30 protein-coding genes and 1 pseudogene are annotated in these 26,426 nt (G+C 64.9%); 7 read left to right on the top strand and 24 right to left on the bottom strand.

The genetic code is table 11. The features are described from left to right. Positions 1 to 133: 133 nt before the first annotated feature. From PVZ77_RS03945 to PVZ77_RS03935, 3 genes are all read left to right on the top strand, one after another. The gene (locus PVZ77_RS03945; protein ID WP_273809940.1) at positions 134 to 2,152 is read left to right on the top strand and encodes a methyl-accepting chemotaxis protein; all 2,019 of its coding nucleotides are present in this window, start codon (positions 134 to 136) and stop codon (positions 2,150 to 2,152) included. Between the two features lie 96 nt (positions 2,153 to 2,248). Beyond that, the gene (locus PVZ77_RS03940; RefSeq protein ID WP_273809938.1) at positions 2,249 to 2,680 is read left to right on the top strand and encodes a LexA family protein; all 432 of its coding nucleotides are present in this window, start codon (positions 2,249 to 2,251) and stop codon (positions 2,678 to 2,680) included. Beyond that, positions 2,673 to 3,944, top strand: a complete 1,272-nt coding sequence (locus tag PVZ77_RS03935; RefSeq protein WP_273809937.1) for a Y-family DNA polymerase — start codon at positions 2,673 to 2,675, stop codon at positions 3,942 to 3,944. Before PVZ77_RS03940 ends, PVZ77_RS03935 begins: the two co-directional genes overlap by 8 nt. Positions 3,945 to 3,959: 15 nt before the next feature. On the opposite strand, the gene cycA is transcribed toward PVZ77_RS03935, so the two are convergent. Further along, on the bottom strand, positions 3,960 to 5,342 hold the full coding sequence (gene cycA, locus PVZ77_RS03930; RefSeq protein ID WP_273809935.1) for a D-serine/D-alanine/glycine transporter: 1,383 nt from the start codon (positions 5,340 to 5,342) through the stop codon (positions 3,960 to 3,962). Positions 5,343 to 6,076: 734 nt separating this feature from the next. Between cycA and PVZ77_RS03920 the strand changes: the two are divergent. Together PVZ77_RS03920 and PVZ77_RS03915 are read left to right on the top strand one after the other, a co-directional pair. Beyond that, a pseudogene (locus PVZ77_RS03920) lies at positions 6,077 to 7,765 on the top strand (ATP-binding protein); the annotation flags it as partial. 292 nt (positions 7,766 to 8,057) lie between these two features. Continuing rightward, positions 8,058 to 9,254 (top strand): tyrosine-type recombinase/integrase, encoded by a 1,197-nt coding sequence (locus PVZ77_RS03915; protein WP_115946726.1) that lies wholly within the window; start codon positions 8,058 to 8,060, stop codon positions 9,252 to 9,254. Between the two features lie 10 nt (positions 9,255 to 9,264). Here PVZ77_RS03915 and PVZ77_RS03910 read toward each other — a convergent pair whose 3' ends face one another. The 15 genes from PVZ77_RS03910 to PVZ77_RS03840 all read right to left on the bottom strand — a co-directional run bounded on the left by PVZ77_RS03910 (position 9,265) and on the right by PVZ77_RS03840 (position 17,111). After that, entirely contained in the window at positions 9,265 to 9,468 is a 204-nt protein-coding gene (locus tag PVZ77_RS03910; protein ID WP_115946727.1) for a helix-turn-helix transcriptional regulator, read from the bottom strand. After that, entirely contained in the window at positions 9,449 to 9,658 is a 210-nt protein-coding gene (locus PVZ77_RS03905) for a DUF7696 family protein (protein WP_273809932.1), read from the bottom strand. Before PVZ77_RS03905 ends, PVZ77_RS03910 begins: the two co-directional genes overlap by 20 nt. Then, a complete protein-coding gene (locus PVZ77_RS03900; protein ID WP_273809930.1) occupies positions 9,658 to 10,317 on the bottom strand; it encodes a 3'-5' exonuclease in 660 nt (219 codons plus the stop codon). The genes PVZ77_RS03905 and PVZ77_RS03900 overlap by 1 nt, the downstream gene beginning before the upstream one ends. Further along, complete coding sequence (locus tag PVZ77_RS03895) at positions 10,314 to 10,787, bottom strand: hypothetical protein (RefSeq protein ID WP_273809928.1); 474 nt, start codon at positions 10,785 to 10,787, stop codon at positions 10,314 to 10,316. Before PVZ77_RS03895 ends, PVZ77_RS03900 begins: the two co-directional genes overlap by 4 nt. Beyond that, positions 10,784 to 11,044 carry a hypothetical protein gene (locus PVZ77_RS03890; RefSeq protein WP_273809926.1) on the bottom strand — a complete coding sequence of 87 codons (261 nt, stop codon included), beginning with the start codon at positions 11,042 to 11,044 and terminating at the stop codon, positions 10,784 to 10,786. The genes PVZ77_RS03895 and PVZ77_RS03890 overlap by 4 nt, the downstream gene beginning before the upstream one ends. Before the next feature lie 73 nt (positions 11,045 to 11,117). Further along, a complete protein-coding gene (locus tag PVZ77_RS03885) occupies positions 11,118 to 11,486 on the bottom strand; it encodes a hypothetical protein (RefSeq protein WP_273809924.1) in 369 nt (122 codons plus the stop codon). Further along, positions 11,483 to 12,073, bottom strand: a complete 591-nt coding sequence (locus tag PVZ77_RS03880; RefSeq protein ID WP_273809923.1) for a hypothetical protein — start codon at positions 12,071 to 12,073, stop codon at positions 11,483 to 11,485. The genes PVZ77_RS03885 and PVZ77_RS03880 overlap by 4 nt, the downstream gene beginning before the upstream one ends. Before the next feature lie 25 nt (positions 12,074 to 12,098). Continuing rightward, positions 12,099 to 14,819 carry a toprim domain-containing protein gene (locus tag PVZ77_RS03875; protein ID WP_273809921.1) on the bottom strand — a complete coding sequence of 907 codons (2,721 nt, stop codon included), beginning with the start codon at positions 14,817 to 14,819 and terminating at the stop codon, positions 12,099 to 12,101. A gap of 2 nt (positions 14,820 to 14,821) precedes the next feature. Then, positions 14,822 to 15,040: a hypothetical protein gene (locus PVZ77_RS03870; RefSeq protein ID WP_133863228.1), complete on the bottom strand. Its 219-nt coding sequence runs from the start codon at positions 15,038 to 15,040 to the stop codon at positions 14,822 to 14,824. After that, positions 15,040 to 15,315 (bottom strand): hypothetical protein, encoded by a 276-nt coding sequence (locus PVZ77_RS03865; protein ID WP_273809919.1) that lies wholly within the window; start codon positions 15,313 to 15,315, stop codon positions 15,040 to 15,042. The genes PVZ77_RS03870 and PVZ77_RS03865 overlap by 1 nt, the downstream gene beginning before the upstream one ends. Then, positions 15,312 to 15,557, bottom strand: a complete 246-nt coding sequence (locus PVZ77_RS03860) for a hypothetical protein (protein ID WP_273809918.1) — start codon at positions 15,555 to 15,557, stop codon at positions 15,312 to 15,314. The genes PVZ77_RS03865 and PVZ77_RS03860 overlap by 4 nt, the downstream gene beginning before the upstream one ends. Positions 15,558 to 15,631: 74 nt before the next feature. Continuing rightward, positions 15,632 to 15,988: a hypothetical protein gene (locus tag PVZ77_RS03855; RefSeq protein WP_273809917.1), complete on the bottom strand. Its 357-nt coding sequence runs from the start codon at positions 15,986 to 15,988 to the stop codon at positions 15,632 to 15,634. Positions 15,989 to 15,990: 2 nt separating this feature from the next. After that, complete coding sequence (locus PVZ77_RS03850) at positions 15,991 to 16,284, bottom strand: ogr/Delta-like zinc finger family protein (protein WP_273809915.1); 294 nt, start codon at positions 16,282 to 16,284, stop codon at positions 15,991 to 15,993. Positions 16,285 to 16,374: 90 nt separating this feature from the next. Then, positions 16,375 to 16,857 (bottom strand): YmfL family putative regulatory protein, encoded by a 483-nt coding sequence (locus PVZ77_RS03845; protein WP_273809913.1) that lies wholly within the window; start codon positions 16,855 to 16,857, stop codon positions 16,375 to 16,377. Positions 16,858 to 16,886: 29 nt separating this feature from the next. Continuing rightward, positions 16,887 to 17,111, bottom strand: a complete 225-nt coding sequence (locus PVZ77_RS03840; RefSeq protein ID WP_273809911.1) for a DNA-binding protein — start codon at positions 17,109 to 17,111, stop codon at positions 16,887 to 16,889. A 134-nt stretch (positions 17,112 to 17,245) separates the two neighbouring features. Here PVZ77_RS03840 and PVZ77_RS03835 point away from each other — a divergent pair, with 134 nt between their 5' ends. Further along, the gene (locus PVZ77_RS03835) at positions 17,246 to 17,530 is read left to right on the top strand and encodes a helix-turn-helix domain-containing protein (RefSeq protein ID WP_273809909.1); all 285 of its coding nucleotides are present in this window, start codon (positions 17,246 to 17,248) and stop codon (positions 17,528 to 17,530) included. Between the two features lie 120 nt (positions 17,531 to 17,650). Further along, the gene (locus tag PVZ77_RS03830; RefSeq protein ID WP_273809907.1) at positions 17,651 to 18,106 is read left to right on the top strand and encodes a hypothetical protein; all 456 of its coding nucleotides are present in this window, start codon (positions 17,651 to 17,653) and stop codon (positions 18,104 to 18,106) included. Between the two features lie 366 nt (positions 18,107 to 18,472). Here PVZ77_RS03830 and PVZ77_RS03825 read toward each other — a convergent pair whose 3' ends face one another. The 8 genes from PVZ77_RS03825 to PVZ77_RS03790 form a co-directional block, all read right to left on the bottom strand. Further along, the gene (locus PVZ77_RS03825) at positions 18,473 to 19,747 is read right to left on the bottom strand and encodes a phage late control D family protein (RefSeq protein ID WP_273809905.1); all 1,275 of its coding nucleotides are present in this window, start codon (positions 19,745 to 19,747) and stop codon (positions 18,473 to 18,475) included. After that, on the bottom strand, positions 19,744 to 20,187 hold the full coding sequence (locus PVZ77_RS03820; protein ID WP_133863219.1) for a phage tail protein: 444 nt from the start codon (positions 20,185 to 20,187) through the stop codon (positions 19,744 to 19,746). Before PVZ77_RS03820 ends, PVZ77_RS03825 begins: the two co-directional genes overlap by 4 nt. Before the next feature lie 6 nt (positions 20,188 to 20,193). Further along, the gene (locus tag PVZ77_RS03815; RefSeq protein ID WP_273809902.1) at positions 20,194 to 23,394 is read right to left on the bottom strand and encodes a phage tail tape measure protein; all 3,201 of its coding nucleotides are present in this window, start codon (positions 23,392 to 23,394) and stop codon (positions 20,194 to 20,196) included. Continuing rightward, positions 23,384 to 23,503 carry a GpE family phage tail protein gene (locus PVZ77_RS03810; protein ID WP_027599411.1) on the bottom strand — a complete coding sequence of 40 codons (120 nt, stop codon included), beginning with the start codon at positions 23,501 to 23,503 and terminating at the stop codon, positions 23,384 to 23,386. The genes PVZ77_RS03815 and PVZ77_RS03810 overlap by 11 nt, the downstream gene beginning before the upstream one ends. Before the next feature lie 8 nt (positions 23,504 to 23,511). Continuing rightward, positions 23,512 to 23,817, bottom strand: a complete 306-nt coding sequence (locus PVZ77_RS03805; RefSeq protein ID WP_273809900.1) for a phage tail assembly protein — start codon at positions 23,815 to 23,817, stop codon at positions 23,512 to 23,514. Between the two features lie 61 nt (positions 23,818 to 23,878). Then, positions 23,879 to 24,394, bottom strand: a complete 516-nt coding sequence (locus tag PVZ77_RS03800) for a phage major tail tube protein (protein WP_273809898.1) — start codon at positions 24,392 to 24,394, stop codon at positions 23,879 to 23,881. Positions 24,395 to 24,448: 54 nt separating this feature from the next. Then, positions 24,449 to 25,615, bottom strand: coding sequence for a phage tail sheath protein (locus PVZ77_RS03795; protein WP_273809896.1), 1,167 nt, complete (start codon positions 25,613 to 25,615; stop codon positions 24,449 to 24,451). A gap of 112 nt (positions 25,616 to 25,727) precedes the next feature. Continuing rightward, a complete protein-coding gene (locus tag PVZ77_RS03790) occupies positions 25,728 to 26,423 on the bottom strand; it encodes a tail fiber assembly protein (protein WP_273809895.1) in 696 nt (231 codons plus the stop codon). Positions 26,424 to 26,426 lie beyond the last annotated feature (3 nt).

Below are 26,426 nucleotides of genomic sequence, written 5' to 3'. Positions count from 1 at the left end.
TCGGGTGGCAAAGCGCCATATAAGCGAAGCGGCAGGCCGATAGCGAGAGAACTGTTACAGAAAACTCTGTCTATTACGTCACAAATTGGGCGGTACAGCCCGAGTGACCCTTCCTGCCGCCCGTGAGCTCGCCATGAATCTGTTGACCCCAGTCGTAAGTCTAATGAATCGTCTGAGATTCCCCGCCAAATTCGCCTGTCTGGCGGCCATCGTCCTGGTGCCCCTGGTGTTTCTCAGTGTCTACCTCTATCAGGATATCCAGGAACAGCGGATCGGCCTGGTCCAGGAAATCGACGGTCAGCGCTATCTGACGCAACTGACCCCGGTCGCCCGCCTGAGCATGTTGCAGCGCGCCCTGACCAAGCGGCTCCAGGATGGCGATGCCTCCGCTCAGCAGGATTGGCAGAACAACCGCGACAACCTGCTCAAGGCCTATGACGATCTGGGCCGGCTGGATCGCGAACTCGGCACCCAGCTGGAAACCGGGGATCGCCTGAGCCAGCTGCGGCGGGGCGCCGAGCGCCTGATGCAGGGAGCCACGGGCACCCCGCTGGAGGTGTTCGAGGCCTGGAACGAGCAACTGACCCAGACCCTGAACCTCTTCTATTACGTCTCGGCCACCTCCGGCCTGGCGCTGGACTCGGATTACACCAGCCTCTTTCTCATCGACATCACCTCCGTGCGCCTGCCGCGAGAGATCAACCTCATCGGGCAACTGCGCGGCCTGGCCACCGGTCTGAGCGCCACCAACAGATTCGATCCGGCCAGTCTTAACCTGGCGCGCAGCGTGGTGAACCAGGAACGGCAGAGCGCCGACGAACTGGAGCAGGGCCTCAGACTCCTGGCGCGTCAGGCGCCGGAACTGGCCCAGCGGCTCAAGGGCTCCCTGGCCCAGGCGGCGGACGACTATGCCAACTTCCGCCAGGGCATGCAGGCGGCCATGACCAACGAGGGTACGGTTTCCGGGCGCGCCCTGGGTACCCAGGGCAATGCCGTGGTCGCTCGCTACTACAAGGTGCAGGACGAGGCGCAGGGCCAGCTCTCCCAGTTGCTGGCCGAGCGACTGGTCCATGCGACCACGCTGCGTAATCTGGTCATGGGCATGATCCTGGGCGCCCTGCTGCTGCTGGCCTACACCTTCGCCGGCATCTACCAGGCGCTGCGCCTGGGGATCGCCGAACTGGTCGGGGTGACTGCCGCCGCCGCCCAGGGCGATCTGAGTCGCCGCGCCGCCCTGCACGGGCGTGACGAGATCGCCGACATCGGCCGTAGCCTGAACGCGATGCTGGAGGCCTTCGGTCGCTCGCTGCGCGAGGTGGATCAGGCCTCCAGCGCGGTGGCCGAGGCCTCGGGATCCCTGGCCGGCTCCATCGGCCAGGCGCGTTCGACCATGCAGACGCAACAGGGCGAAACCGATCAGGTGGCCACCGCCATCACCGAGATGACCGCCAGCGTGGCGGACGTCGCCAACAACACCGAAGGCGCCGTGGCCGCCGCCCAGCAGGCCGATCAGGCGACCCGGGAAGGCACCCGGGTGATGCAGCAGACGCAACAGGCCATCGAGGCCCTGGCCGCCGAGGTGGACCTCAGCGCCACCAAGGTCGCAGCCCTGGAAAGCCACAGCCAGGCCATCGGCGGGGTCATCGCGGTGATCCGTACCATCGCCGAGCAGACCAACCTGTTGGCACTCAACGCCGCCATCGAGGCCGCTCGTGCCGGCGAGCAGGGTCGCGGCTTCGCCGTGGTGGCCGACGAGGTCCGCACCCTGGCCTCGCGCACCCAGACCTCCACCGAGGAAATCCGCCGCATCATCGAGCAGTTGCAGGCCGCCACCGGCGAGGCCGTCGGGCAGATGCAGGCCAGTCGCGGCCATGCCCTGACCGGCGTCGCGGCGGCCGAGCAGGCCAGCGTCAGCCTGACCAGCATCGGCGCCGCCGTGGAGCGCATCGTCGACGTCAACGTGCAGATCGCCAGTGCCGCGGAACAGCAGGCCGCGGTCTCCGAAGACATCAACCGCAACACCACCGGCATCCGCGCCAGCACCCTGCAGGTGCTGAGCGGTATCGAGTCCGATGCCGGTACCGCCGAACGGCTCGCCGGCCTCTCCCAGGACCTGCGCGGTATCGTCTCGCGCTTTCGCCTCAGCGCTTGAGGGCGCCGCTCATCGGCGAGGCTTAGGTCGGACTTTACAACCTGGCGGCTGCGGATGACTGTATAAATAGACAGTTATCCGCAGGAGCGCCTTGTCATGTCCGTTACCGTCCTGGGTTGCCTGGAGTCGTCCGAGACCCGGCTGCCGCTCTATGATTTTCGCCTGCCGTGCGGCTTTCCCTCGCCGGCCCAGGATCATCAGGAGCGCCAGGTCTCGCTGGACGAACTGGTCGACCTGCGCGCGCCCCACACCTATGTCATCCAGGTCAGTGGCGACAGCATGACCGGTGCCGGCATCTTTGCCGGCGATCTGGTGATCGTCGATCGCGCCCGGCCGGCACGGGTCGGCGACATCGTGGTGGCGGTACGCGATCGCGAACCCACCCTCAAGCGCCTCGGCCGGCGCGGCGCCCACTTCGTCCTGCTGGCGGAAAATCCCGCCTATGCCCCCCTGGTCATCGGCGAGCGCGACGACTTCGAGGTCTGGGGCGTCGCCACTCACAGCCTGCGGCGCTTCGGCCATGGCTGAGTCGGTGCTGGCGCTGATCGACTGCAATGCCTTCTATTGCAGTTGCGAGCGGGTCTTCCGCCCCGATCTCGCGCAGCGGCCGGTGGTGGTGCTGTCCAACAACGACGGCTGCGTGATCGCCCGCTCGGCCGAGGCCAAGCGCCTGGGCATCGTCATGGCCGCGCCCTGGTTCCAGGTGCGCGAACTGGCCCGGCGCGGCGAGGTGACGGCTTTCAGTTCCAACTACGCCCTCTATGGCGATCTCAGCGATCGGGTGATGCGCACCCTGGCGACCCTGGTGCCGCGCCTGGAGCGCTACAGCATCGACGAGGTGTTCGCCGATCTGGCCGGCCTGCCCGAACCCCTGGACGCCCTCGGCCATCGCCTACAGGCGCGGGTGCAGAAATGGACGGGCATCCCGGTCAGCGTCGGCATCGCCGGTACCAAGACCCTGGCCAAGCTGGCCAATGCCGCCGCCAAGCGCTGGCCGGCGCGCACCGGCGGGGTGCTGGATCTGCGCGACCCGGCGGTGCACGACTGGGTGCTCAAGCATTCGCCCATCGAAGACGTCTGGGGGGTCGGCCGGCGCCTGGCCGCGCGCCTGCGCGGGGAGGGCGTTACCACGGCCTGGGAATTGGCCGGGCAGGACGCCTGGTCGCTGCGCCAGCGCTACAGCGTGGTGCTGGAAAAGACCGCACGGGAATTGCGCGGACTGGCCTGCCTGAGCCTGGAGGAACTGGAAGCGCCACGGCAGACGATCTGCAGCAGTCGCATGTTCGGTCGCCGCCAGTACCAGTTCGGCGCCCTGGCCGAGGCGGTGGCCAGCTACACCGCCCGCGCTGCGGAAAAGCTGCGCGCCCAGGGCTCGCTCTGTCGCACCCTGAGGGTCAGTATCCAGACCGGCATGCACGGCGCCGACGAGGGCCGCTACGCCAATGCCGCCCTGCTCAACCTGCCGGCGCCCAGCGACGACACCCGGGTGCTCAACGATCAGGCCCAGGCGGGGCTGCGCGAGATCTTTCGCGACGGCTTCGGCTATGCCAAGGCGGAGGTGCTGCTGCTCGATCTCTGCGGCCGTAGCGAGGTGGCGGCGGATCTCTTCGCCGCCGTCCCGGATCCCGCCGCTGCGCGCCTGATGGCGACCCTGGACGCCATCAATGGCCGGTTCGGTCGCGAGACCCTGAGACCGGCGCGGATTCCGCGCGATCCCGCCTGGCAGATGCGCCGCGACCTGCTCAGCCCGCGCTACACCACCCGGCTCGATGAACTCTGGACGGTAGGCTGAGCGCCCAGCGCCTGTCTAGCCGGCGCGTACCGCCCGCCGCCCGCGCCACCAGTAGCCCACGCCCAGCAGCAGGAACCACAGCGGACTGGCCAGCAGCGCCTGGCGGGTGTCGTCCTGCAAGGTCAGCAGGACCAGTACCGCGGCGAAGAAGATCAGCACCCCATAGCAAACCCAGCGCCCGCCGGGCAGGCGAAAGGCCGAGGCGGCATGGCGCTCCGGACGGTTGCGGCGGTACGCCAGCCAGGCCAGCAGGATCAGCGACCAGACGAACATGAACAGCACCGCGGCCAGGGTGGTGACCAGGGTGAAGGCGGTGACCAGGTTGGGGATCAGGTAGATCAGCACCGTACCCAGCAGCAGGCACAGGCAGGACAGCACCAGTCCGCGCGCCGGCACCGCCGCCCGCGAAAGACGGGTGAGACCACGAGGCGCATGACCTTCGCGGGCCAGGCCATAGAGCATCCGGCTGGTGGAGAAGATGCCGCTGTTGGCCGAGGAGGTGGCCGAGGTCAGCACCACGAAGTTGATCAGGCTGGCGGCCATGGGCACGCCGGCCAGCACGAAGAGTTCGACGAAGGGGCTCTTGTCCGGCACCACCTGGCGCCAGGGCGTCACCGCCATGATCACCACCAGCGCCAGCACATAGAACACCAGGATGCGCAGCGGAATGGAGTTGATCGCCCGCGGCAGGTTGCGCCGGGGATCGGCGGTCTCGGCGGCGGTGGTGCCCACCAGCTCGATGCCGACGAAGGCGAAGACGGCGATCTGGAAGCCGGCGAAGAAACCGCCCAGCCCCATGGGAAAGACGCCGCCGTCGTTCCACAGATTGGCCAGGCTGGCGACGTTGCCCGAGGGCGACTGGAAGCCCCAGAGCACCAGGCCGAAGCCGGTGACGATCAGCGCGCAGATGGCGACGATCTTGATCAGCGCGAACCAGAATTCCAGTTCGCCGAACAGCCGCACGGTGACCAGATTGAGCCCCAGCAGGAGCAGCACGCAGAGCAGCGCCGGGATCCAGGGCGCGAGGCCTGGAAGCCAGAACTGGGCATAGGCGGCGATGGCGATGACATCGGCGATGGCGGTGACGATCCAGCAGAACCAGTAGGTCCAGCCGCAGAAGAAGCCGGCCCAGGGCCCGAGCAGATCGGTGCAGAAGTCGATGAAGGACTTGTAGTCCAGGTCCGACAGCAGCAGTTCGCCCAGGGCGCGCATGACAAAGAACAGGGCGCTGCCGATGATCAGATAGACCAGCAGGATCGAGGGGCCGGCCAGGGCGATGGTCTTGCCCGAGCCCATGAACAGGCCGGTGCCTATGGCGCCGCCGATGGCGATCAGTTGCAGATGGCGATTGGACAGGCTGCGTTGCAGCCCCTCGGGCGGGGTGGGAGACGCGGACATGACGAGCGGATACCTGACAGCGACAGCGGGGGCCACACGGTAAGAGATGCACGGCGGGCATGCCAGTCGTTTCACCGGGACAGCATGCCGCAGGGCCGGCCTGCCACTGATGGGGGCGGCGGCGCCGTCGGTCACCTGGAACTCTGGCAGGCCGGCTCGTACCTGCCTATCATGGCCATCCGGGCCCCTGCAACGGACCCGGACGGCCACGAGATCCCTCAGTGCCTCTGCCAGTGAGTCGTCCCTTGTCCTATCTCGAAAGTTTCGCCTGGGAAACCACGCCACTGGGGGCGCGCGCCAGCTGGCCCGTGGCCCTCCGGACCACCTACGACCTGCTGATGGCGTCCCCCTTCGCCATGTGCGCCACCTGGGGCGCGGAGCAGACGCTGATCTACAACCAGGCCTACGCCCCCTTTCTCGGTGCGCGCCATCCTGCCGCGTTGGGGCAGCCGATCGACAAGGTCTGGGCGGAACTGTGGGACGAGATCGCGCCGCTGATCGAGCGGACGCTGTCCGGCGAGGCGCTGCACTTCGTCGACAAGCACTTCGTGATGACCCGCAACGGCTATCCCGAGGACATCTACTGGAGCTTTTCCTACAGCCCGCTGCGTGACGGCGAGGCCATCGTCGGCATGCTCAACATCACCACCGAGACCACTGCCGGCGTCCAGGCCCACCATCAGCGCGATGTGGCCGAGGCCGCCCTGCGCCGGCACAACCTGACCCTCGAACGGGAACTCTCGGCGCGCATCGACGAGCGCGACAGTGCGCGCGCCGCGGAGAGCAGCGTGCTGGCCGCCGCCGAGCGTGTGCAACTGGCCCTCGCCGCCGGCGCCATCATCGGCACCTGGTACTGGGATCTGCCCACCGACAGATTCACCGTCGACGAGGCCTTCGCGCTCAATTTCGGCCTCGATCCGGCGCTGGGCCGCGATGGCCTGAGCCTGGCGCAGGTGGTGGCCACCGTCCACCCGGACGACCAGGCCGGCCTGGCCGCGGCCATCGCCGACGTCATCGGCCGCGGCGGGCGCTATGCCCACCAGTACCGGGTCCGCCGCGGTGACGGCCGCTACTACTGGCTGGAGGCCAACGGCCACGTCGAACTGGCGCCGGACGGCACGCCGCTGCGCTTTCCCGGCGTGCTGCTGGACGTGGATGCCCGCCGAGCCCTGGCCGACGAGCGCGACCGGGCCCTGGCGGAGTTGCGCGACCTCACCGCCACCCTCGAGCAGCGTGTCGAAGAGCGCACCGAGGAACTGCGCCGCTCGGAAGAGGCCCTGCGCCAGTCGCAGAAGATGGAAGCAGTCGGCCAGCTCACCGGCGGCCTGGCCCATGATTTCAACAACCTGCTCGCGGGGATCTCCGGCAGCCTCGACCTCATGAGTCTGCGCATCGGCCAGGGGCGCTTCACCGAACTGGAAAAATACCTGCTGGCCGCCCAGGGCAGCGCCAAGCGCGCCGCGGCCCTGACCCACCGGCTGCTGGCCTTCGCCCGCCGCCAGACCCTGGCTCCGGAGGCCACCGTCGTGAACCAGCTGGTGGGCGGCATGCTCGACCTGGTGCAACGCACCGTGGGACCGGCCATCCAGGTGCACTTCACCAGCCTGCCGGACGACCAGCCCTTGCTGGTGGACCAGTCCCAGCTGGAAAACGCCCTGCTCAATCTGTGCATCAACGCGCGCGATGCCATGCCCAAGGGCGGGCGCATCCTCATCGCCGCCAGTCATCGCACCCTCGGCGAAGCGGATAGCCGCGATTTCGAATTGGCACCCGGGCGCTATCTGCACCTGAGCGTGACCGACACCGGCAGCGGCATGACGCCGGAGGTCGCCGCCAAGGCCTTCGAGCCCTTCTTCACCACCAAGCCCATGGGGCAGGGCACCGGTCTGGGTCTGTCGATGATCTATGGCTTCGCCCGCCAGTCGGGCGGCCAGCTGCGGCTGCGCTCGACGCCAGGCGAAGGCACCACCGTCTGCCTATATCTGCCCCTGCGACCGGTGGAGCGACCGTGCGGTCTGCCCCTGGCAGAGGGCCGGCCCTGTCTGCTGGAAGGCGCCCATGCCACGGTGCTGGTGGTCGACGACGAACCCACGGTGCGCATGCTGGTGACCGATCTGCTGCGCGAACTGGGCTACGTCATCATCGAGGCCGCCGACGGCGCCGGCGGCCTGGAAGTGCTGCACTCCGATGCCCGCATCGATCTGCTGGTCACCGACGTCGGCCTCCCCGGCGGCATGAACGGCCGCCAGCTGGCCGACGCCGCCCGGGTCCAGCGTCCGGCGCTCAAGGTGCTGTTCATCACCGGCTTCGCCGAAACCTCGCTGCTCAGCGACGGCCACCTGGAACCCGGCATGGCGATCCTGACCAAGCCCTTCGCGGTCGAGGCGCTGGCGCAGCGGGTAAAGGGGCTGGTGGCGGGGTAGGTTTCGCGCGCGAACCCCCTTTGGCAGGGCCCGGAAACGCAACGGCCCCCAATCAGCGTGTCCGCAAGGACTGATTGGAGGCCGTCTGGATCTGGAGCGGGCGAAGGGAATCGAACCCTCGTCATGAGCTTGGGAAACTGCTCCGCCTAGAATCTCAAGTTGATTCATGGAGTGTCAGATTGGCGCTCGAAGCCAGTAGAATCGGGGGTTTCCATACCCTTGGGCTGTCTCACCTCGTCTCAGGTGAAACCACCTTGATTCCGGCGAACGGCCCCCAGAAACGGACCCCAAAATGCTCACGGAAAAGCAGATCCGCGCCCTCAAGCCGCGAGAAAAGGAGTACTCGGTTTCAGACGGTCGCACTGCCCGGGGCGAGGGTGTCCTGGTGCTCCGAGTGCGACCCAACGGCTCCAAGGAGTTCTATTACCAGCGCCGAATCGGCGAGCAGAAGAGCAAGCGCAAGCTGGGTAACTGGCCGGCATTGACGCTGACGGATGCGCGCGATCGCTGCCGGGACGAAAAGGAGCTGGTGGCTGCCGCTGGCACCTTCCAGGAGCTGCTGGATTCGTACCTGGCGAAGTTGGAAGGGGAGGGGGCGGCCTCGGCTGGCAATGTGGCATGGTCGTTTCGGCATTATGTCTGCGAGCCGTTCCCGGGGCTGGTGAAGCGGCCGGCGTCGCTGATCGGTCCTGCGGACATTCGGGACATCATCAGCCGTATGATCGATAACGGCGTCACTACCTACTGCAATCGAGTGCGATCGCAGCTGCACGCAGCGTTCCAGGCGGGACTTGAGCAGGAATACAACCCCCGTAGCTATCTGCAGGTGAAGGTGCGCTTTGGCCTGCAGAGCAATCCGGTGGCCAGCATCCCAGTGCAAGAGGACTGGGAGCAGCCTGGAGACCGGGCGCTGTCGAAAGTCGAACTCCGGACGCTCTGGCAGCTGCTGCCGGAGAAATTGTCTCTTACCACCGCCGAGCTGCTCCGCTTTCTCATCGCCGCCGGCGGTCAGCGACCAGAGCAGCTGCTCGCGTCTGATCGGTCGATGTACCACGACGACCACCTGGTGATTCGCAGCGCGAAGGGCCGGGTCCAGGGAGAGCGGCAGTTGCACGTGGTGCCGTTCAACGAGCCGATGCGGCAGGTGCTACACACGATGGCGGAGATCGATGAGCAGAGTCCCTATCCGTTCCAAGGCCGGGTCCAGGGCCAGCCGCTCAACGTGCAGTCACTATCTAGGGCGGTGACGAAGCTCTATCAGCGGCATGAGAAGGCATTCGCCGGGCCGTTCACGCTGCGCGACCTGCGGCGTACCTGCAAGACGCTGATGGCCAGCGCCGGGCTGAGCAAGGAATTGCGGGACCGGATCCAAGGGCACGCCTTCAACGACGTATCGTCGAAGCACTATGACCGCTATGACTACTTTGAAGAGAAGCGGGCCGGTCTGCAGGTGTGGGCTGAGTGGCTGGAGCGGAACGTCAGCAAGTAAAAGGGGCTGCTCACGCAGCCCCGCCTTGCCATCTCATTGGATCGCTCTGCCACCCGGCAATGGCGGACTCACGCCAGCCGACCCGGCCAGGGGTGATGTTGACCGGCGGCGGAAACTGGCTGGCCTTCACCAGTCGCCAGATGGTGGCGCGAGAGAGGGAGGTCACCGCGACCACCTCTTCCTCGCGCAGGAATCTATCCAGCTTGCTGGCCATTGGTCTCTTCCTCACGTAGGCGCCGGTACTGATGGCGCATCTCTTGAATCAGTTTCTCAGCCGCGGCTGCGCCGCGGTGCTTGGTTATGGTTGCCCGCAATTCTTGGATCCGCTCGGTCGAACTGTAGCCCTTGCGGATCCAGGTGCGCGCCTCGGCCTCGAGGAGCTGTTGGCGGTTGTCGATCGTCATTACCTAGACCTGCAGGTCTGTGGCTGTTCCAGCGATGCCACCCGGCTGGCTTCGGCCTTGGCGCAGTCCAGGCGCAGGGCATGGACGGACAGGGCCTGGATCAGCTGATGGGCTTCGTGCCGGGCATCGTGCAGGGCGTGGTGACGGATGCCCACGAAGTCACGCTGCTTGGCGGCGGGGTACAGGTCCAGCAGGGTTCGCAGGTCCCGCTCTTCCCGGTGATGCCAGGGCACCAGGTTGCCGCCGATGCGGTAGGCGTTGCCCAGGATGACGCAGTCAAAACTAGGGCTGTTGCCCCAGATCCGCCGTTCCACGTCGGCGAGATAGCCGTCCTGGTCGGGGTGAGGTGTCGACTGCTGGAGCAGCCAGTTGGAGAGGAGCACCAGGGCGGCCCGGATGTCGTCCCGATCGCGGCTGCCGTCGATCTCGGCCCGGGCCTCGGGTGACTGCTGCCACCACCATTCGATGGTTTCGCTATCGGGCACGGCGCCGCGGGCGATAGCGGATTCCAGATCGACGCGGCTGTAGAACTCGTCGGCGATCGCCGCTGTGGCAGTGCCGGCACCGATCACGGCAACGGCGCCGATGGACAGGATGGGGGCGTTGTTGCCCTGGCCGAGGGTCTCCAGGTCGATGACGATATCGATGCGGCGGTTCATTGGGGGGCCCTCACGGCATCCTGGGTGTGCGACTTCTCTGCCCATTGGACGGCCAATTCCCAGGCCGCTTCGTAGGTATCGGCGTAGATCCAGACGGTGCGCATGTACCCGAATCCGGACGCATAGGTGTCCTGGCCCATGTACTTGCGGACGGTACTGCCGAACTGGATGGCCAGGCCGAGCAACTGACGGCGGAAAAGTGCGTGTGCGTTGTCGTCCAAATGATCCTGCTCGGTGAATTGCTCCAGCGTGCAGGGGCGCCGCATGACCTCAACCACCGGCTGGAGCGAGGGATGTTGATGCCCCTCATCGTCGAGCAGCTCGTCGATCAGGTCGCGTATCGCCCCGTCCCAATGCTTCTCGGCGAAGGCTTCGGTAACGGTCGCTGCGGCCAGGTCGACAATCTGCAGAGTGCGCAGCTCGTGTTCTTCGGCCTGAGCCGAACGGGTAATGCCGGAATTGGTAGTCATACGGATGCTCCGGTGTGCTGCTGGGCCGGCTTGGCCAGGGTGGTTTCGATGACCTCGGCGTCCTCGGCGGTCAGGGCGCCGAGGGTGTTGGCCATGCTGGCCAGGGCGAGGAGGTGGATGCGATCGCCGCTGGAGCGGCTGACCTGGTAGCGGATGACCGCTTCGCCCAGCAGGGCGGTGGCCTGGCAGCGTTGCACCAGGGCCGGGTGGAGCGTGATAGGCTGAGCGCTGCCGCTGCTCTGGTTTACGTTCGGCATGATGTTTCTCCAGTGGTGGTGGTCGGCCTGGGCGAGTTACCGCTCCCCAGGCCTCTTTCTTTCCGGCGTCCCGTCAGCGGATCCGGACCTTCTTTTCTCCCTCAATTACGAATAGCTGGACGTCCTCGAGGCGGTATTGGCCGCCGGGGCCGCCCTGGACCACGTAGCCACCGAACTCATCGGGGCCGATCGACACAGGAAATGGCGATGGCCATCCGGCCCAGTTGCGCTGATAGGCGTACTGGCTGTCTTCCTGGATCTCGGCGTAGAGCTGCTGGCCGGTGGGTTCGGTCTCAGCGGCCTTCTGCCAGAACTCCCAGAGCAACTGCACCGGACGACTGACGTAGGTGCCGTCGACGTGCTCGATGTCAGCACCGCGGCCCGTTGCGATCTGTTCGAAGCGTGCGCGCAGCGCGGCCTGGTCCAGATGCTTGGCGCTCATGCGGCCTCCCGGTTGTAGTCACGGCGGGCGGCGTCGTAGTGGCTGGGCAGGATCTCCTCAGCGCCTTCGATCCAACCGGCGCTGGGCTTGCCCGCGGCGACGTTGGCCAGGTGCTCGGCATGGTCGATGCCGAAGCCCAGGCAGAAGTAGGCCGCGCCATGCTGGGTGAAGAACAGGCCACCACAGAGCAGCAGGTTTCCGGTGTTCACCCCTAGGCGATCCCAGAACGCATGCACGTCGAGCGACGCCGGGCAGCGCTCCTGCCACAGCTGGACCAGGCGCTGGTGCTCGACCTGGAGGGCTTCGCGCTCCGCCTTGGGCATGCCCTTAGCCGTCTTCGGCTTGACGCGCAGGCGGCGAAATCCCCACTGATCAGGCCGGCACCAGTGGACGTCCAGCTCCTGGCCACCCTTGAGCTTTATGCCGCCGGGCATGACGTCGGTCATGGTGCGCAGCAGGGCGACCTCACCGCCGAAGGCCTCGCCCAGACGATCGGCAGCGAGTCGCAGGGCTTGGCGCTGGTTGAAGCAGTCCTGGACGATGGCGACGACTGCAGGGTCTGTGGAGCGGTAGTGATATTGCTGCATGGTGTCTCTCCTTGGGTTGGGCGGATCAGGGCTTGAAGTGCCAGCACTTCACGTTGGGTTCTTTCTTCTCGCTCAGGGGGTTACGCCGCATTTCACGGGTGCGAATTTCACTGGACGTGGAAACGTTGATGCCCAGGAGCTGGTGCCGGCGGCAGTCGGGCAGCATGCGGCGCAGGGTGTTGAGGTCCGGGATCTTCTGCTTGTACTCAGCCGCCTTCTCGGCGAACTGGTTGAGGTTGATGGCGATGAGCTCGTCGGGCTTCTTGGCGTGATTGACCAGGGCGTGATCGCCGCGCGATTCCAGGTAGTCGTACACGGCCCAGAATTCATCCAGCTCGGCTGGGTCGGCGCTGATGGCGTTCTGGCGCTCCATGGCCATCTTCAACAGCTGCTGATCGCAGGCAGCCAACTGGGTGTCGCTGAGCGGAAGGATTAGGGCTAGGCAGTCCACCATCGCCAGGAGCATGGCGTGGTTCTTCACCACACGGGCCGAGCGAAGGGTGCTGATCTTGCGCAGTCGATCGCGGTGGTGGGGGTAGCGCTCGTTGAACAGGGCCATGACCTTTGGCTCGGCCTTGATGGCCTTGATCAGGAAGTGGCTCAGCTCCTCGACTTCCATCAGGCCCAGGGAGTCGGCGGCCGCGCGGCTGGCCTCGGTGGCGTTGGGCTTGGTGAAGTGCATCTTCACGATCCGCGACAAGATGGCCTCAGAGCCCGTTACTGGCGCGTTCTGACTGATGACGATGGTCCCGCGGAAGGGCGGCTCGTAGGTTTGGTTGGTGTTGTTCTTGATGCCTCGGGTGCGCAGCAGACCGCCCCCGAAGAAGTCCTTTAGCTCGTCCCAGTCGAAGCTTTTGGTGTTGGCGGCATCGCTGTTGCGATCGGACTCTAGGAGCACAACGGGCATGCCTGCTGCCTGGCCCATGGCGCGACTGCGACCGGAGGCCGAGCCCTTATTCGGGTCGAAGCCTTCGTAACCAGCCCGGCCTAACAGCTTCCAAAGGAAGATCAGCAGGGTGGACTTGCCGGCATCGGCCTCACCGGTCACTTCCAGGAAGGGAAAGCTCTGGTGTTGGGCTCGGACCTGCTCGGCGAACAGGGAGCCGAACCAAAAGGTGAGGGTGATCAGGCCTTTGGCGCCGAAGCATAGCCAGAGCTTGGGCAGCCAATCCTCGCAGTAGCTGGTGCTGTCCGCCTGGATCTGCATTTTCATCAGTGCCGGGGCCTGCACCCGGCGTTTGCCCAGCTCGAAGTAATCCTCGCTGTTGGCCTTGACCAGGTTGCCTTTGTGGCAGGCGATGTCGTTGAAGATGTAGGCCTGGTGGTCCTTGCTGTAGCCCATGAAGTCGATGGTTTCGACAGTCTTCACGCCCTCGGTCTGGGTGATGACGATCTGGTCCAGGTGCTTCTGGGTGCCGAGCCAGGTAGCGCCGGCGTGCAAGAGCTTGGCCTTGAATTCGCCGCTCGAGGCCATCTGCTTGGGCGTGAAGGCCAGCTTCTCGGCCGGACCGTCGTGGGGCGGATTGACGCGGAGGTAGTACCAGGCCTCACCGGTGGATTCGCTGGTCTGCTTGTAGAGCGTCTCGAAGTTGCAGTTGGCCAGCAGCTTGAGCGAGCAAACGTTCTCAAGGGCTTGGCGACGGGCGCTTCCGTCGTTGAGCATCCGATCCTCTGGCTCGTCGCTGTTCAGGATGGCGCGCTGCTCTTCGTCCACCTTGCTGAGATCGAACTTGGCCCAGTACATGCGGTTGCCGAAGTCGAAGTAGAACTCGCTGCTCGCTTCCTCGAAGCCGTAGATCCGCAGCGCCTTCTCCTTGGGAGAATCGGCTAGCAGCAGGGTGCCCTGGTGATGAGCGATCTCCAGGTCGCGCTTGATGCGGCCTTTGCGCTTGCCCTCTTCCTCGAACATCCAGCGCTGGTGCAGATCGTTCCAATCGACCTTGCGGTCACCTGGTTGCGGGATCTGTGCGGCTTCCTGGTTGCGATAGCCGAGGTCCTTGGCCTTGCGCACCCACTTGCGGATGTTCTCCCGGGCGGTCGGCTCGTTATCCAGGGCCCAGACCAATTTCGGCAGCTTGGGGCCGCGGGTACGGGCCAGCTCCTTGAGGGCTTCCTCGGGAAAGGGCGCGCTCGACATCATGGAGACGGCCTGGATGCCGTGATGCAGCAGGGCGATGGCGTCGAAGATACCCTCGACGATCCACAGCTCCTGGACCTGCAGCAGGTCGACGGTCGGTGGCACCCAGAGCTTGCCCTTGTAGCTCCAAGCCGGCTTGAAGCGGGCCTTCTTGCTGCCGAAGCGGTTCGGGCGATCGATCAGCCGTTCCCAGTAGCCGCCGGCGGGCATTTCGAAGCGCACGGTGGCCGAGCCGATGTCGAGGTCGCGGTCCCAGTAGTTTTCCTGGGTGTACCAACCCTTGATCAGGCCCAGATCGAAGCCGCGGGCGAACTGGAGGTAGCCATCGGCGCTAGCGGCCGGGGCGTCGTTGGTGGGCTTGAAGCGCTCGGACCAGTCCTCGAACAGGTCGCTATAGAGCTCCTTGACGTGCCAGGTCTGGCCACATTTAGCCTCGCGGCCGCACTTCACCACCCAAGGATTAGCGTGGCTGGTGAAGAGCTCGGTCTTGTGGCACGCCGGGCAGGTGCCCTTGCGCATGTAGTCGGTGCCGCTGATATGCCGCAGGCCGAGGTCAGCCTCGAGGCGCTGCAGCACGTCGGCGCGGAGCTGGTGATCCATTTGGTACATGCTCAGAACTCCGCCGCGCGGCCGGTACCGAGGTCGCGCACCAGACGCAGATCGCTGCCCTCATGGCGTTCGGCGTCGGTGGCCAGGATGTTCAAGGCGCGGGCGAGCTCGCGCAGCTCAGCGGGGGTCCAGAAGTCGATGACGCCCAGAACACCATCGTTCGAAACAACGGTAGAGCCGGCAGCATCGCGGGCGAGGGTCACGTCGAGTTGGCGGCGCATTAGATGTCTGCCTCCGCCTTGACGACTAGGTCAGCGTATTCGCTCAGGACCGCAAGCTCGTCGTAGAGCTCGTCGGCGGTTTTGGCTGCGAGCCGCTTGGCATCACTCAGCGCGGCGAGATAGCCCCTAACCAGCCCCTTCTCATAGGCACGGTCCTTGGTGTTGCCGCCACCAAAGCGAACTAAAGATCTCCAGATTGCTGGGTACTGGTCGGCGTAGGCGGAAAGCTTCGGGCAGGCAAGGACAACAATCGGGTTGAGCTCAGGCTTTCTCATGCGGAGGCCTCCGCAGCGGAGAGCTGAGCGCGGATCTGGGCAGCGGTCTGGTGAGCAGCAAGCATGGACGGGAAGCGCTGCAGGATGGAGGCGCGGCGCTTGTCGGTGTCCTCGATCCGGAGATAGCGCGGCTCGTTCCAGTGCTGGTTGACGATGAAGTCGGCGCGGCCCTGGAGCCAGCGGGCGTAGGTCTCAGCGACTGCCGGCGGCAATTCGATCTGGAGGGAAAGGGTGTTCGGCATGATGTTTCTCGCTGCAAAAAGGCGCAGTTCACCCATACCCACACAAGGCGGGCATGGATCAGGTAGTCAGGGGCTTAGCGGGAGGCGGTCTGTCGTGTGCCGGGGTCTTCGTCGATCAGAGCCTCGAAGATCTCCACGACCGGGATGCAGTAGCGCTGGCCTGTGGCTGGGTTGACCAGTACGACGACATCGCCAGTGCTGGCATCGATGTCGAGAAAGCGGTGGCCTTTGACGGCCTCGAGCTGATCACTGGCCCGGGCGACCAGGCGCTCGGAGGTGTGCTGCGGTACACCCATCTGCTTGAGGTAGTCGACCGTGCGGTCAAAGAGCTCCTGGCTGCGGCCTAGGTGCTCAGCCTCTCGGCGCTGCAGGAAGGCGAAGGCTGAGGCCTGCATGGCATCGAGGTAGTCGGTAGTGGTTCCGTTGCTCATGGTCAGAGGTCCTCGATTGCATCTAGCTGATCTAGAAGATCCGGCTGGTTGGAATTGGCGCCGAGCATGACTTCGCGGCGCATGGCGAGTGTCGCCTTCGGCAGGACAACACCGCGTCTGGGCATTGCGCTGGCAACTAGCTCATGCGTCATCTCGAACTGGGCTTTAACGCGAAAACCGCAGGCATCGTTGGTGCAGGTCATGTAGCAGAGCCGCAGGAAGATGTGTTTGCCGTCGCTAGTGCGGATTCGCAGCTTGCTATGGCAGTGAGGGCAGACGAGCTTGTAGCCGCTCATCAAATCACCTCACGGGATTGGCTTGGGCCGATTTCAGGTACGTACTTCATTCTCGATACCTAGTGGTGCTGGGCCGTGGGTAAGGGGTGTCTAGTGTTTTCGCCCTGGGGGCTTGGGGCTATGCAGAGCGATCATCGCGTGCAATCCAGCCAGGCTGCTGGACATGAACACGTGGTGCGCTGCGAGGATTTCCACGATCTCTTTCGGTGTCACGACGCCGTCTTCCAGCGCTCTGCCGATGATCTGGTCTAGGAGCCCGCGCTTGACGGCGGTATCCACCGACCGGGCGTATAGATCCAGATTGTCCAGTTCGCCTACCTCTACGCCACGCACGAAGAAGCCGCCGTATTGGGCTGCCAGGTAGTCGGCCAGGTACGTGGTGTCGGTCTCCTCCTCGAGCAGCAGGATCTGAGCATCGGTCAGAGGGCGACATCCGGCGGTTTCGTAGGCGTGGTTATCGAACTTCTTGAGCGGCAGGCCGAGGCGTGCTGCAGCGCACTCACGACCGCCTGGGTAAGCGCAGATCACGGCGCTGACTACCTGACGGCGTGTTTCTAGGGTGGGATGCTTCATCTTCCAGTTTCTCCCTGGTCCTGCTGGCCTTACTGTTCCGCCACGGCTGAGGTTTCACCTTCTTTCATTCCCAGCAGCACAGCCGCTTTGTGGGACTCACCGCGAAGACATTTCTTTTGGCCGTTGAGCACTGCATAAACAGTGCTGGGCGTTAGCCCGTTCTGCGTTGCCCAGTCCTTGGCACTTAACCCAAGGCGCTTTAGGCGGTCGCGTGCGGCGTCACAAGCTTGCTCAGTTGGGTATCCGTTCGGCATAGTTCGGTTTCGTGTGATTTAGTGTGGTTTCGTGTGACACAAGGCGGAGTCTTTACCACTCTGATGGTAAAGTCAAGTCCAGGATGGTGACAAAAGTGGGAATTGGGTCTCGGCTCCAAGAGGAGCGAAAGCGGTTGGGATACAACCAGACCGACTTCGCCGCGTTGGGTGGCGTAGCCAAAAACACCCAATGGTTTTACGAGAAGGACGAGCGCAGCCCTGATATCGCGTATCTGGCCGCTATCGAAAAGATTGGTGTAGATATTTGGTATCTACTGTATGGCGAGCGAAAGCCGCAAACAGTGTCTGACCTCAGCCCTTCGGAAACGAAAGTCATCCAGGAAATGCGTAAAATTTCCGAAGTTGATCGGGCATCTATTGAGCGTCTCGTTTGGGCTCTTTCGCAAGCTTCTGAATAAATATTAAGGATGGTTATGTTATCGGTTGGAAAGGTTGCTGCCCTTCCGGCGCTCTTTTTATTTGCGTCAATTTCATATGCAAATGATTTAGAGCCTCTTCAATACTCTGGTGTGAGAGAGATGATTGAGGACCTGGGCGACTTCTCCGAGGAGAACGGCACGTTCCGTGTGGTCAAGGAGGACCCGCTCACTGTGGAGATCTCGCCGAAGGTCTTCCCGAACGAGCCAGCGGATAATGCTGCCTATGAAGTGAAGCGTGCTGCGGTGTACGCGATATATCGTACCTTCATTCATACGAAAGCAAATAGCATAACCCTAACGGCGTTTCCGCTTCAGTTTACGCCAGGTAAGTCCGAGGTAAGCTATTTGAAGTCGCCGAAGGTTGCTATTAATACGACCCGGGAAAGAGCTCTATCGGTAATCAAAGGGCAGATAAAGGTAGATTCTTTCTCTGCCCTTGTCGCGCCAGAGAAGGCTGGAAGTATGCAGCTGGATCACTGGTCAAAGAGCTTTGAAAACGTTTATTACAAGGAGCCGCAACTTAACAAACTCGTTGATAGCCTAACGTCTGAGTGACTGCAAAGACCGCCTATCGGTAGACGGATGGCTTCGCTCATGCGCGATCTGGGCCAGCTGGATCACTCGTTGCCTGAGGCATAGCCGACCATTTGGCTTTGCGCATTGGCGTGATCGAGATCACAATGTACTGTATGCACATACAGCTATTGGGAGAGTCTATCGAATGGAGCAGGTGGTTTGGCAAGGCGCTATTGTGAATCGAGGTTCGGGCAGTCTTATGGTGGTCAGTAGCCGCGAAAAGCAGCTCCTGGATAGCTTTCGATCTCTGCAGGAGCGAGAGCAGTCGAGCATTTTGCGCTTCGCCAACGTCCTTCGTTTGGACCCTGGCGCGATGGGTGGGTCAGGGCCAAGCCGACAAATCGATCAGGCCTGAGCATTCGTAGCCTGTAGCTTCTTCCATTCCCGCTCCACGGCCCGCTTCGCCGTCGCCTTGGTCGCGTAAAGGTGCCGCAGCCGCCGCGGCTTGCTCTGGTCGCCCTCGGTGAGGGTGTGTTCCTTGCCGGTCTTGGGGTCGCGGTAGTAGGCGATGATGCCGGTGTAGTCACCCTGGATCTCGTCGACCAGGTCGGCGACCAGGTCCTCGGGCAGCTTGGCTTCCAGCTCAAGGCGCGTGGTGTAGCCGCCGTCTGCTGTGAGGCTGTGCTGCACGTTTCCCCCGTACCAGATGATGGCGTCGATCTCGGCCTTTACGCCCTGCAGGGTGTAGGTGAGCTCGGGTATGAGCTCCGGCCGGCCCAGGGCGAGCTGGTAGGTAAGGGTGGCGGTACCGCGCTGCAGGCGGTTCCACTCGGCCCGGGCGGCGCGTAGCGCGGAGAGCTGGTCGGCGTAGGTGTGGCGCAGGTCCTTCACGTTCTCTCCGCCGCCCGCGATGGCCTCCTGCTTCTTGGCACTGTTGACGTCGTAGTAGAAGGCGCGCACGGCGTCGTAGCTCTCGCGATCGGCCTGGAGGTAGCTGTGCTGGTCGCCGTCCTGGCGGGTGAGGGTGACGTGGCCCAGGTCGGCGCCGCTGACCGCCTTGCCGCCGCCGGCTGGGAGGAACAGCAGCCGGCCCGCCTTCACGGTGGCCACCGCGTCGTAGTCCTCGCCCAGGCGGGTCAGCAGGTTGGCGTCCGATTCGCTGGTCTGGTCCAGCTGTAGCACCTGCTGCGCCTCGAGGTCGGGCGCGATGAGCGGGGTGAGGCCCTGCCGTGCGGCCAGGACGCGCAGCACGGCGCCCAGGGTGGTGGCGCTGTAGCTCTGGTCCCGTTTGGTCTTGAGGCCCTTGCGCAGGTCGGCGCTGCGGGCGCGGATGCTGAGCACGTCGGGGGCGCCGCTGTGCTCGGTCTCGTCGACGATGTAGCTGCCCTTGTCGATCAGGCCGGTGGTGGACCAGCCCAGCCAGAGGCGGATCTTAGCGCCCCGGGGCGGGATGGCCAGCAGGCCGTCGTGGTCGGACAGCACCAGGCTGAGCTGGTCGGCCTCGAGGCCGCGGTTGTCCGTCAGATCCAGGCTGATCAGCCGCGGCGCGATGAGGGCGCTGATGTCCTTGCCGTCGACTAGGATCTGGTAGCGCGCTTGGGCATAGGCGGCGCCCTGGACCAGGTCGCGGCCGAGGGCGCGCAGCTGGCCGGTGGCTGTGTCGAGCAGCTCCTGGATCACAGCAGCTTCCTCAGCACGGTACCCATGCCGGCAATTCCGACGCCGAGCAGCTCCCGGCCGGTGTCGTCGTCGACGCGCTTGAGGGCGATGCTGAACTCGATGCGGCGCGGGGTACCGTCCTGGAAGAACAGGGTCTTGGTCTCGGTGATGCTCTCGATGACCCAGAGTCCGTAGATCCGTCCGCTGCCCTCAATTAGCGGCCAGGCGCCGCCGGTACCAGCCATGTAGCGCAGCACGTCCAGGCTGCTGGGCGTGCCGGCAAGCTCCGGCGCGAGCCAGCCGGGCAGGGTGATGCTGTCGTCGCCCTTGCCCAGGAACTGGCGCGCCGGCGCGGCGCCGACGCGGGAGCTGCTGGCGTGGCGGTAATCGGTCTGCCGCTGGAGCTCCTGGTAGGCGAGGGTGTAGAGGCTGAATATGAAATTGCCGAGGGCCATCATCATCGGTGGTCAGTCCTTGTCTCTGAGGCTGCTGCGGCCGCGGGCTGCTTTCTCAGCCTGGACCCGGGCCAGTTCGGCACGGACTTGGCGTGCGATAGCCTGCGGATCCTGGGCGGGGCCAGCGTGAATATGGATTTCGATGTGGTCGCCTGCGCTGGGGGGCACTGGTACCGCAGGCGGCAGCGCGGGACGGTCGTCGAAGGTAATGGGCTGGCTTTGCGTGCCGTTGAAGACCGTGGGTTGCGGTAGAGACTGGGCTAGCGCCATAGGCGCAGCGCCGATCCCGAGCGCTACCGCGCCGGCGGCAGTGAGTCGTTTCGCTGTCGACATCAGCTGGGCCAGCGGGCCGTCTTCGCCTTTGCCCAGGCCGACGGCCAGGCCCTGCATGGTGTACTCGCCCAGCGCTGCAAAGACGCGGGACGGCGAGTGAATGTCGAGCTTCTCCTTGAAGAAGTTGATCACACTTTCTCCAGCGCCCATCACGGCATCCTTTACTGCGCCCATGCGGCTGGTGATGCCATTGACCAGGCCATCCATGAGCATGCCGCCCATGGCCATGAATTGGTTCGGCAAGCCCGCGATCAGGTTGACCAGGCCGGCCAGCCACTGGCCGAAGACTCGCCCCTTACTGGTGGCGGTCTCGAGTTCGGCGCTGGTGGCCTTGAACGGCTCGAACAGGCGGCTGACCCAACTCCAGGCAGTGCCAAGGGCCGCGGAGATGCTGTCCCAGATGGGCGCCAGCGGAGCCAGGGCACCGCCCACGCCGGTAATCAGTGGCTGGAGTGGTGCCAGGCCCTCCTTGAAGCCCTGCCACATACCCGCGAAAAAGGCTTTCACCGGCTCCCAGTACTTGATGAGCGCAACGGCGCCAAGCACGAGGGCCGTCACCAGCAGACCGATGGGGTTGAGCAGAAGCGCGCGGGTCAAGAACAGCACTGCCTGTCCAACGAATCGCAAGCCCGCAGCAGCGCCACCAAGTATCCCGGTTGCTGCTCCACGGAGGACGCCTACCAGGCCCGTCCAGCCGCCGCGCAGTAAGTTGAGGCTGGTACCGAGCAGGCCGTTGGCTCTTACGTAGGCAATGGTGCGCGACGTCGCTGCAGCCAGGCCTTGAGCATTGGCTTTGGCTAGGTTGGCCGTCGCCTGGGCTGCCCCCTTGATGCCACTCGCTACCTGTCCGGCCATTGTCTTGCTCCACGTCAGTGAAGCGGTGACTGCCTGACCCATGCGGCTGGTCGTTGTAGAAATGCTGGAACCGAACTGCACCAATGACGCTCGAGCTCGCGTCCAGATCCCAGGCTGGATTGCAGCCGCTTGCCAGCTGGTGGCGAGGCGTTGGCCAATACCGGACAAGCTGCTTGAGACGCGGGCAAACAGTCCCATGGATTGAGTCGTGGCAGGAAGTTCGCGCAGTCCAAATCGTGTGAAGAGGCCGATGACATTCGGAAGCCTGATGCCGATCTGGCCCAGAGCGAAGCGCGTGATGAGCATAGGGCCAAGGATGCCGGCGAGGCCTAGCGCGAGGACGCCGAATGTCGCAGCCAGTGCCGCTGCGCCGGCGCCGACCTTGAGCAGGGTAGTGACCAGCTCCGGGTTGGCCTTGGCCCAGCCGGTGACCTTCTCCAGTACGCCGTTGAGGGTGTTCATCAGCTCGATCAGTGCCGGGCGCAAGGTAGAGCCGAGGTCGCTGGACAGGTTGAATGCCCGGTTCTGGCTCATCTTCCATTGCGAGGAGAGGAGGTCGCCCTTGATGTCGCCTTCCCGCTGCATAGATCCGGCGCCCTTGTCGCCGCGGACCAGGTCGAGCTGGCGCTGGTACTCCTTGAGGTTGTTGGCCAGCTTGGCGGCGTCGTCGCCGTACTCCTTGCCGAACAGCTCAGTGGTCACGCCGATCTGGCGGTCCTGGGGCAGCTTGTTGATAGCGGTGAGCACCATCTGGATGGTGCCGGTGGCGTCCTTGGCCATGCCTTTCTGGATCTTGCTGGCGTCCAGGCCCAGCACCTTGAGTGCCTTGCCGAAGCGCTTAGGCTGCTGCTCGGCGATAGCCAGCTCACGGATCATGGCGTTGGTGGCAGTGCCCGCGACCTCGGCCGAGGAGCCGAGCGACAGGAAAGTCGAGCCCAGGGCGGCGGCGTCCTTGTAGTTCATGCCCACACTGGCGGTGATGCCGGCGGTGCGCTTGAGGACCTCGATGATATCGCCACCCTTGGACTGGGCGTTGTCGTCCAGGTAGTTGATGGCATCGCCCAGCGCGGCGACGTTTTTGATAGGCAGCTTGTAGAGGCCGGCGATACGCGCCAGGTCCTCGCCGATCTGGTCAGCGGGCAGATCGAAGGCCGTGGCAGCGGTGGCTGCAGTTCGAGCGAAGGTGAGTAGGTCGTCCTTACCCTGGATGCCCATACGCGCAGCGCCCTCGACCAGGGCCGCGATGTCGGTGGTGGCCATGGGGATGGTCTCGGACATCTTCTGGATTGCCCGAGCCATGTCGTAGTAGGTCTGGGTGAGCTGCCCATTGTCGTCGCGAGCGCCATCCACCTGCTTGGCAACGCCGGCCATGGCGTCCTCGAAGGAGCTGTAGCTCTTGATCATGCCGAGAATGGGACTGCCAAGCGCCGCACCGGTTGCGGCCGAGCTGGCGCCCGCCACTGCAGCGTTGCCAGCGAATTCCTGGCCTTTGGCGAGCTTGGCGCGCACTGCTGCGCTGCGTTCCTGCAGGCGGTTGAGACTGGTCAGCCGGGCACGCTGGGCTTCGATAGCTGCATTCGCCGTGCCGAGTTGCGCCTCGAGGCGAGACTGGGCCGCGCCCAGGTTGCGGGTGTCGACGCCGGCCGAGCGCATGATCGGTAGCAGGCGCTGCAGCTCAGTGCGCTGGGCGGTGTGCTTGACCTGCAGCTTGTCGACGGCTGCGGCCGCGTTGGCGAAGGTCTTCTGGAAAGCGGCGGACGGGGCATCCATCGCCCTGAGCTGCTCGCGGTAGGACCGCAGCTTCTCCTGGCCCTTGGCCAGGGCCTCGGCGCTTTGGCGCACGGCCTCGCGCTGACGCTGGTAGGCGCTGATGTCCTGCTGCTGCTGGTTCAGCTCCTTGACCCGGTCGCGGGCAGCCTTGAGCGCCCGGGCGGTTGCGTTGCCGCCCCCGGCGATGCGTTTGAGGGGAGCCGTGACCTTGTCCAGGGCGGACAGGAGGACGCGGATCTGCAGATCATTGGCCATCGGGGGCGACTCGTTTGCGGGCGCGCTCGCGCCAGTCCATCAGTTCGGCCAGGCCCAGCTGGTCGAGCTGGGCTGGTTGCCAGTGGAAGGTGATGGCGAGATCCGCCATCGCTTCCTCTACGCGGACGGGGAGAGCTCCGCCCGGACCGACTTCTTGAGCAAAAAACCGGCGATCTTCCCGCCGACGTCGACCAGGTCGGCCGGATCCATGGATCGGACTTCGGCCTCGGTGAGGCTGGGGATGCTGATGCGCGGCGTCACGCGCATGATCGCGGCGACATCCAGCTGCAGGAGCTCGGCCAGGGAGACGCCACGCAGCTCGCCGGCATTGGGCTTGCGCAGGGTGATCTGGGCGATGGTGGTCTCGCCACGGGTGATGGGCTGATCGAGGACGACGACGTTTTCGGGGGTGTTATCGCTCATGGTGGTACTCCAGGTAATTGGCTAGGGCTGGCCCGCCGGAGCGGGCCGAAAAGGGGAGGGATCAGATGCCGAGGGCGGCGCGCTGCTTGGCCAGGCGGTCTTCACCGCCAACGATCTCGATGAAGTTGAGGAGGTCGATCTCGATCACGGTCGCACCGGCCACGATCAGCTTGTAGTAGCTGCAGGTGGTGGTGATCTTGTGCTCGGTGTCCTCGCCCGCTGCAGCCTCGCCCATCTCGATGGTCTCGTGACGGCCACGGACCACGATCTCGACGGCGACGTCCTCGCCGGTGTCGTCCTGCTGGTAGGTGCCGGTGAAGCGCAGGGGTACGGCTGCGGCGCCCACGGCGCCGAATTGCTTTAGGGCGGTGAGATCCAGTCCGCCCAGGGTCCACTCCAGCTGCAGGCCGTCGTCGGACATACCCAGGTCGACCTTGACGGGACCGTTCATGCCGGCGCCGCGGAAGGCTTCCATCTTGCGGCCGAGGGTCGGCAGGGTGCAGGACTTGGCGATACCCGCGTAGGAGTAGCCGTCGTTGAAAAGCATCATGTTCTTGAGTTTGCGGGGCAGGGCCATGGGGGCAGCTCTCCAGAGGGCGCCCCAGGGGGCGCCGGATGTTCAGGATGGGGATCAGGCGTTGACGCGGCTGGCGAAGTCGACCAGGAAGCGATCGGTGATGCGCTGGCGCAGGGTCAGGTCTTCCAGCGGCGGGACCGGGGTGTAGTCGTAGTCCAGGAAGAGCTTGCCGGCCTTGAGCGTCTCCTTCTCGTTGGCGTCGGCGTCGTACCAGCACTCGCCGCCGAGCAGGTAGCCCTGGCGGGTCAGCTCGCGGAACTTGGCGTTGATGCCCTCGACGATGTCGCGCACCAGGCTCGGGTGCATGGGGCGGTCATTGGCCCAGAAGTGCGCCTCGGCCATCGTGTCGGCCAGCACCTGGGCGGTGCGGGTGTAGTTCTCGAAGGCGAAGAGCGGATCCTCGCTGGTGGTGCGCGAGCCCCAGAAGCGATAGCCATCGTGGTTGATCAGCGTGGTGACCTCGTTGCCGTTGAGGTAGTCGCTGTCGGTCGCGGTGTTCTGCAGATCCCAGAAGACGTCCTTGCTGATGCCGGTCACGCCGTCCACGGCCACGTTGGACAGGGTCTTGTGCCAGCCGGTGCTCTGGTCCAGCTGGGCGCGCAGGCCCAGGGCCCGGGCGGTGGCGTTAGCGGTGACAGTGGCGTTCTGGGTGGTGGACCAGGCCAGGAAGTCGGGCCAGTGGAGCATGAGCTCGCGGGCGCCGAACTGGTTGCGGTAGGCGACAGCCTCTTCCTTGGTCGCGCAGGCGTTGCAATTGGCGTAGACGAAGCCTCGCAGCTGCTTGGCGATCGCCACCATGGCGGTGGTGACGGCCTGGGTGTCGAGCCCGGGCACGCCCAGGATGCGCGGCGTGATGCCCAGCTGGGCCTTGGCCGCGAGCAGCGCCTTCATGCCGGTGTAACGGCCATTGGCGACGCCGCCGATGATGTTGCTCTGCAGCTCGGCCGCATTGGCGCCATCGGGCACGCGCACCACGACGGTGACCGGCTTGGACTGGTCGGCGATCGCCTGCAGCGACTCGGCCAGGGTGCCCTTGGTGCCGGCTTTGCCGACAGCGCCCTGGACGTTGGTCAGCAGGACAGGGGTGTTGAGTGGGAAGGCGGCGGCATCGGCATCGCTGCCGGTGCAGACCATGCCGATAACGGCGGTGGAAACGGTGGAGATGGAGCGGGTGCCCTGATTGATCTCGAGGACACGCACGCCGTGATGGTAGTCAGCCATGAGGGATTGCCTGCGCAGGTGGGTAGGTGACGCTGCACAGGCTGGCGGATCCGCGCGCGCGGGTCGCGGGGCGGGAGTTGTAGCGGCGCCCGCTACAAAATGCCGACCGCCGTCAGGCGGCCGAATCTCCTTGCGCGGCCAGGTAGCTGGCCGTGGTGGCCGGATCTGGACTGTTGGGCCAATCGGCCTCGGCCGGCACGGCGTTGACCGTGTCCACGCGGTTGAGCAACACCCGGTAAGTCTTCCAGGCCTTGAGTGCCTTGGTCTCGGCCTCGGTAGCTATCTCCAGATCCACGGCGTCCTGCAGAGCACTGATCTGATTGCTGGCATATTGCAGCAGCAGGGCGCGCTGGCGGGTGGCGGTCTCTTTGAGTGCGGCCAGTTTCGCGGCTTCGTCCACGTGCCACTGGCCGTTTTCCCATTGGTCGTAGGCCGATTCGGGAGCGGTCACGGTGTAATCAGCCGGCAGCGCGCCCAGCAGCAACCAGGTGCGCGGCTCGCCGGTAGCGGTGTGGTAGACCGTGGCCCCGCGGTGGTCAGCGATTATGTTCCAGGTATCACCTTCACGCACGACCGCCTGGCCCTGGCCAGCGATGGGAGGAATGCTGGGGACGCTATGGGCTGGGTAGAGCCAGACGTCGGGCTCCAGCGGGCTGGGATCGGCCTTGCAGCTGCCCAGGTATTCGCCGGTGGCAGGATCCAGATTGTACGCCAGCGGCGCCGATAGGCCCGACCACCAGGGGCCCTCGTTGCTGGGGTACTCGGGGCCGATCAGCTCTTGAGAGGCTTGTTGATTGTCATCGCTCATGGT

The organism is Pseudomonas sp. SHLD1 (assembly GCF_028640935.1).
Classification (GTDB): Bacteria; Pseudomonadota; Gammaproteobacteria; order Pseudomonadales; family Pseudomonadaceae; genus Chryseomonas; species Chryseomonas aestiva.
This window is presented reverse-complemented; position numbering and strand designations above follow the sequence as displayed.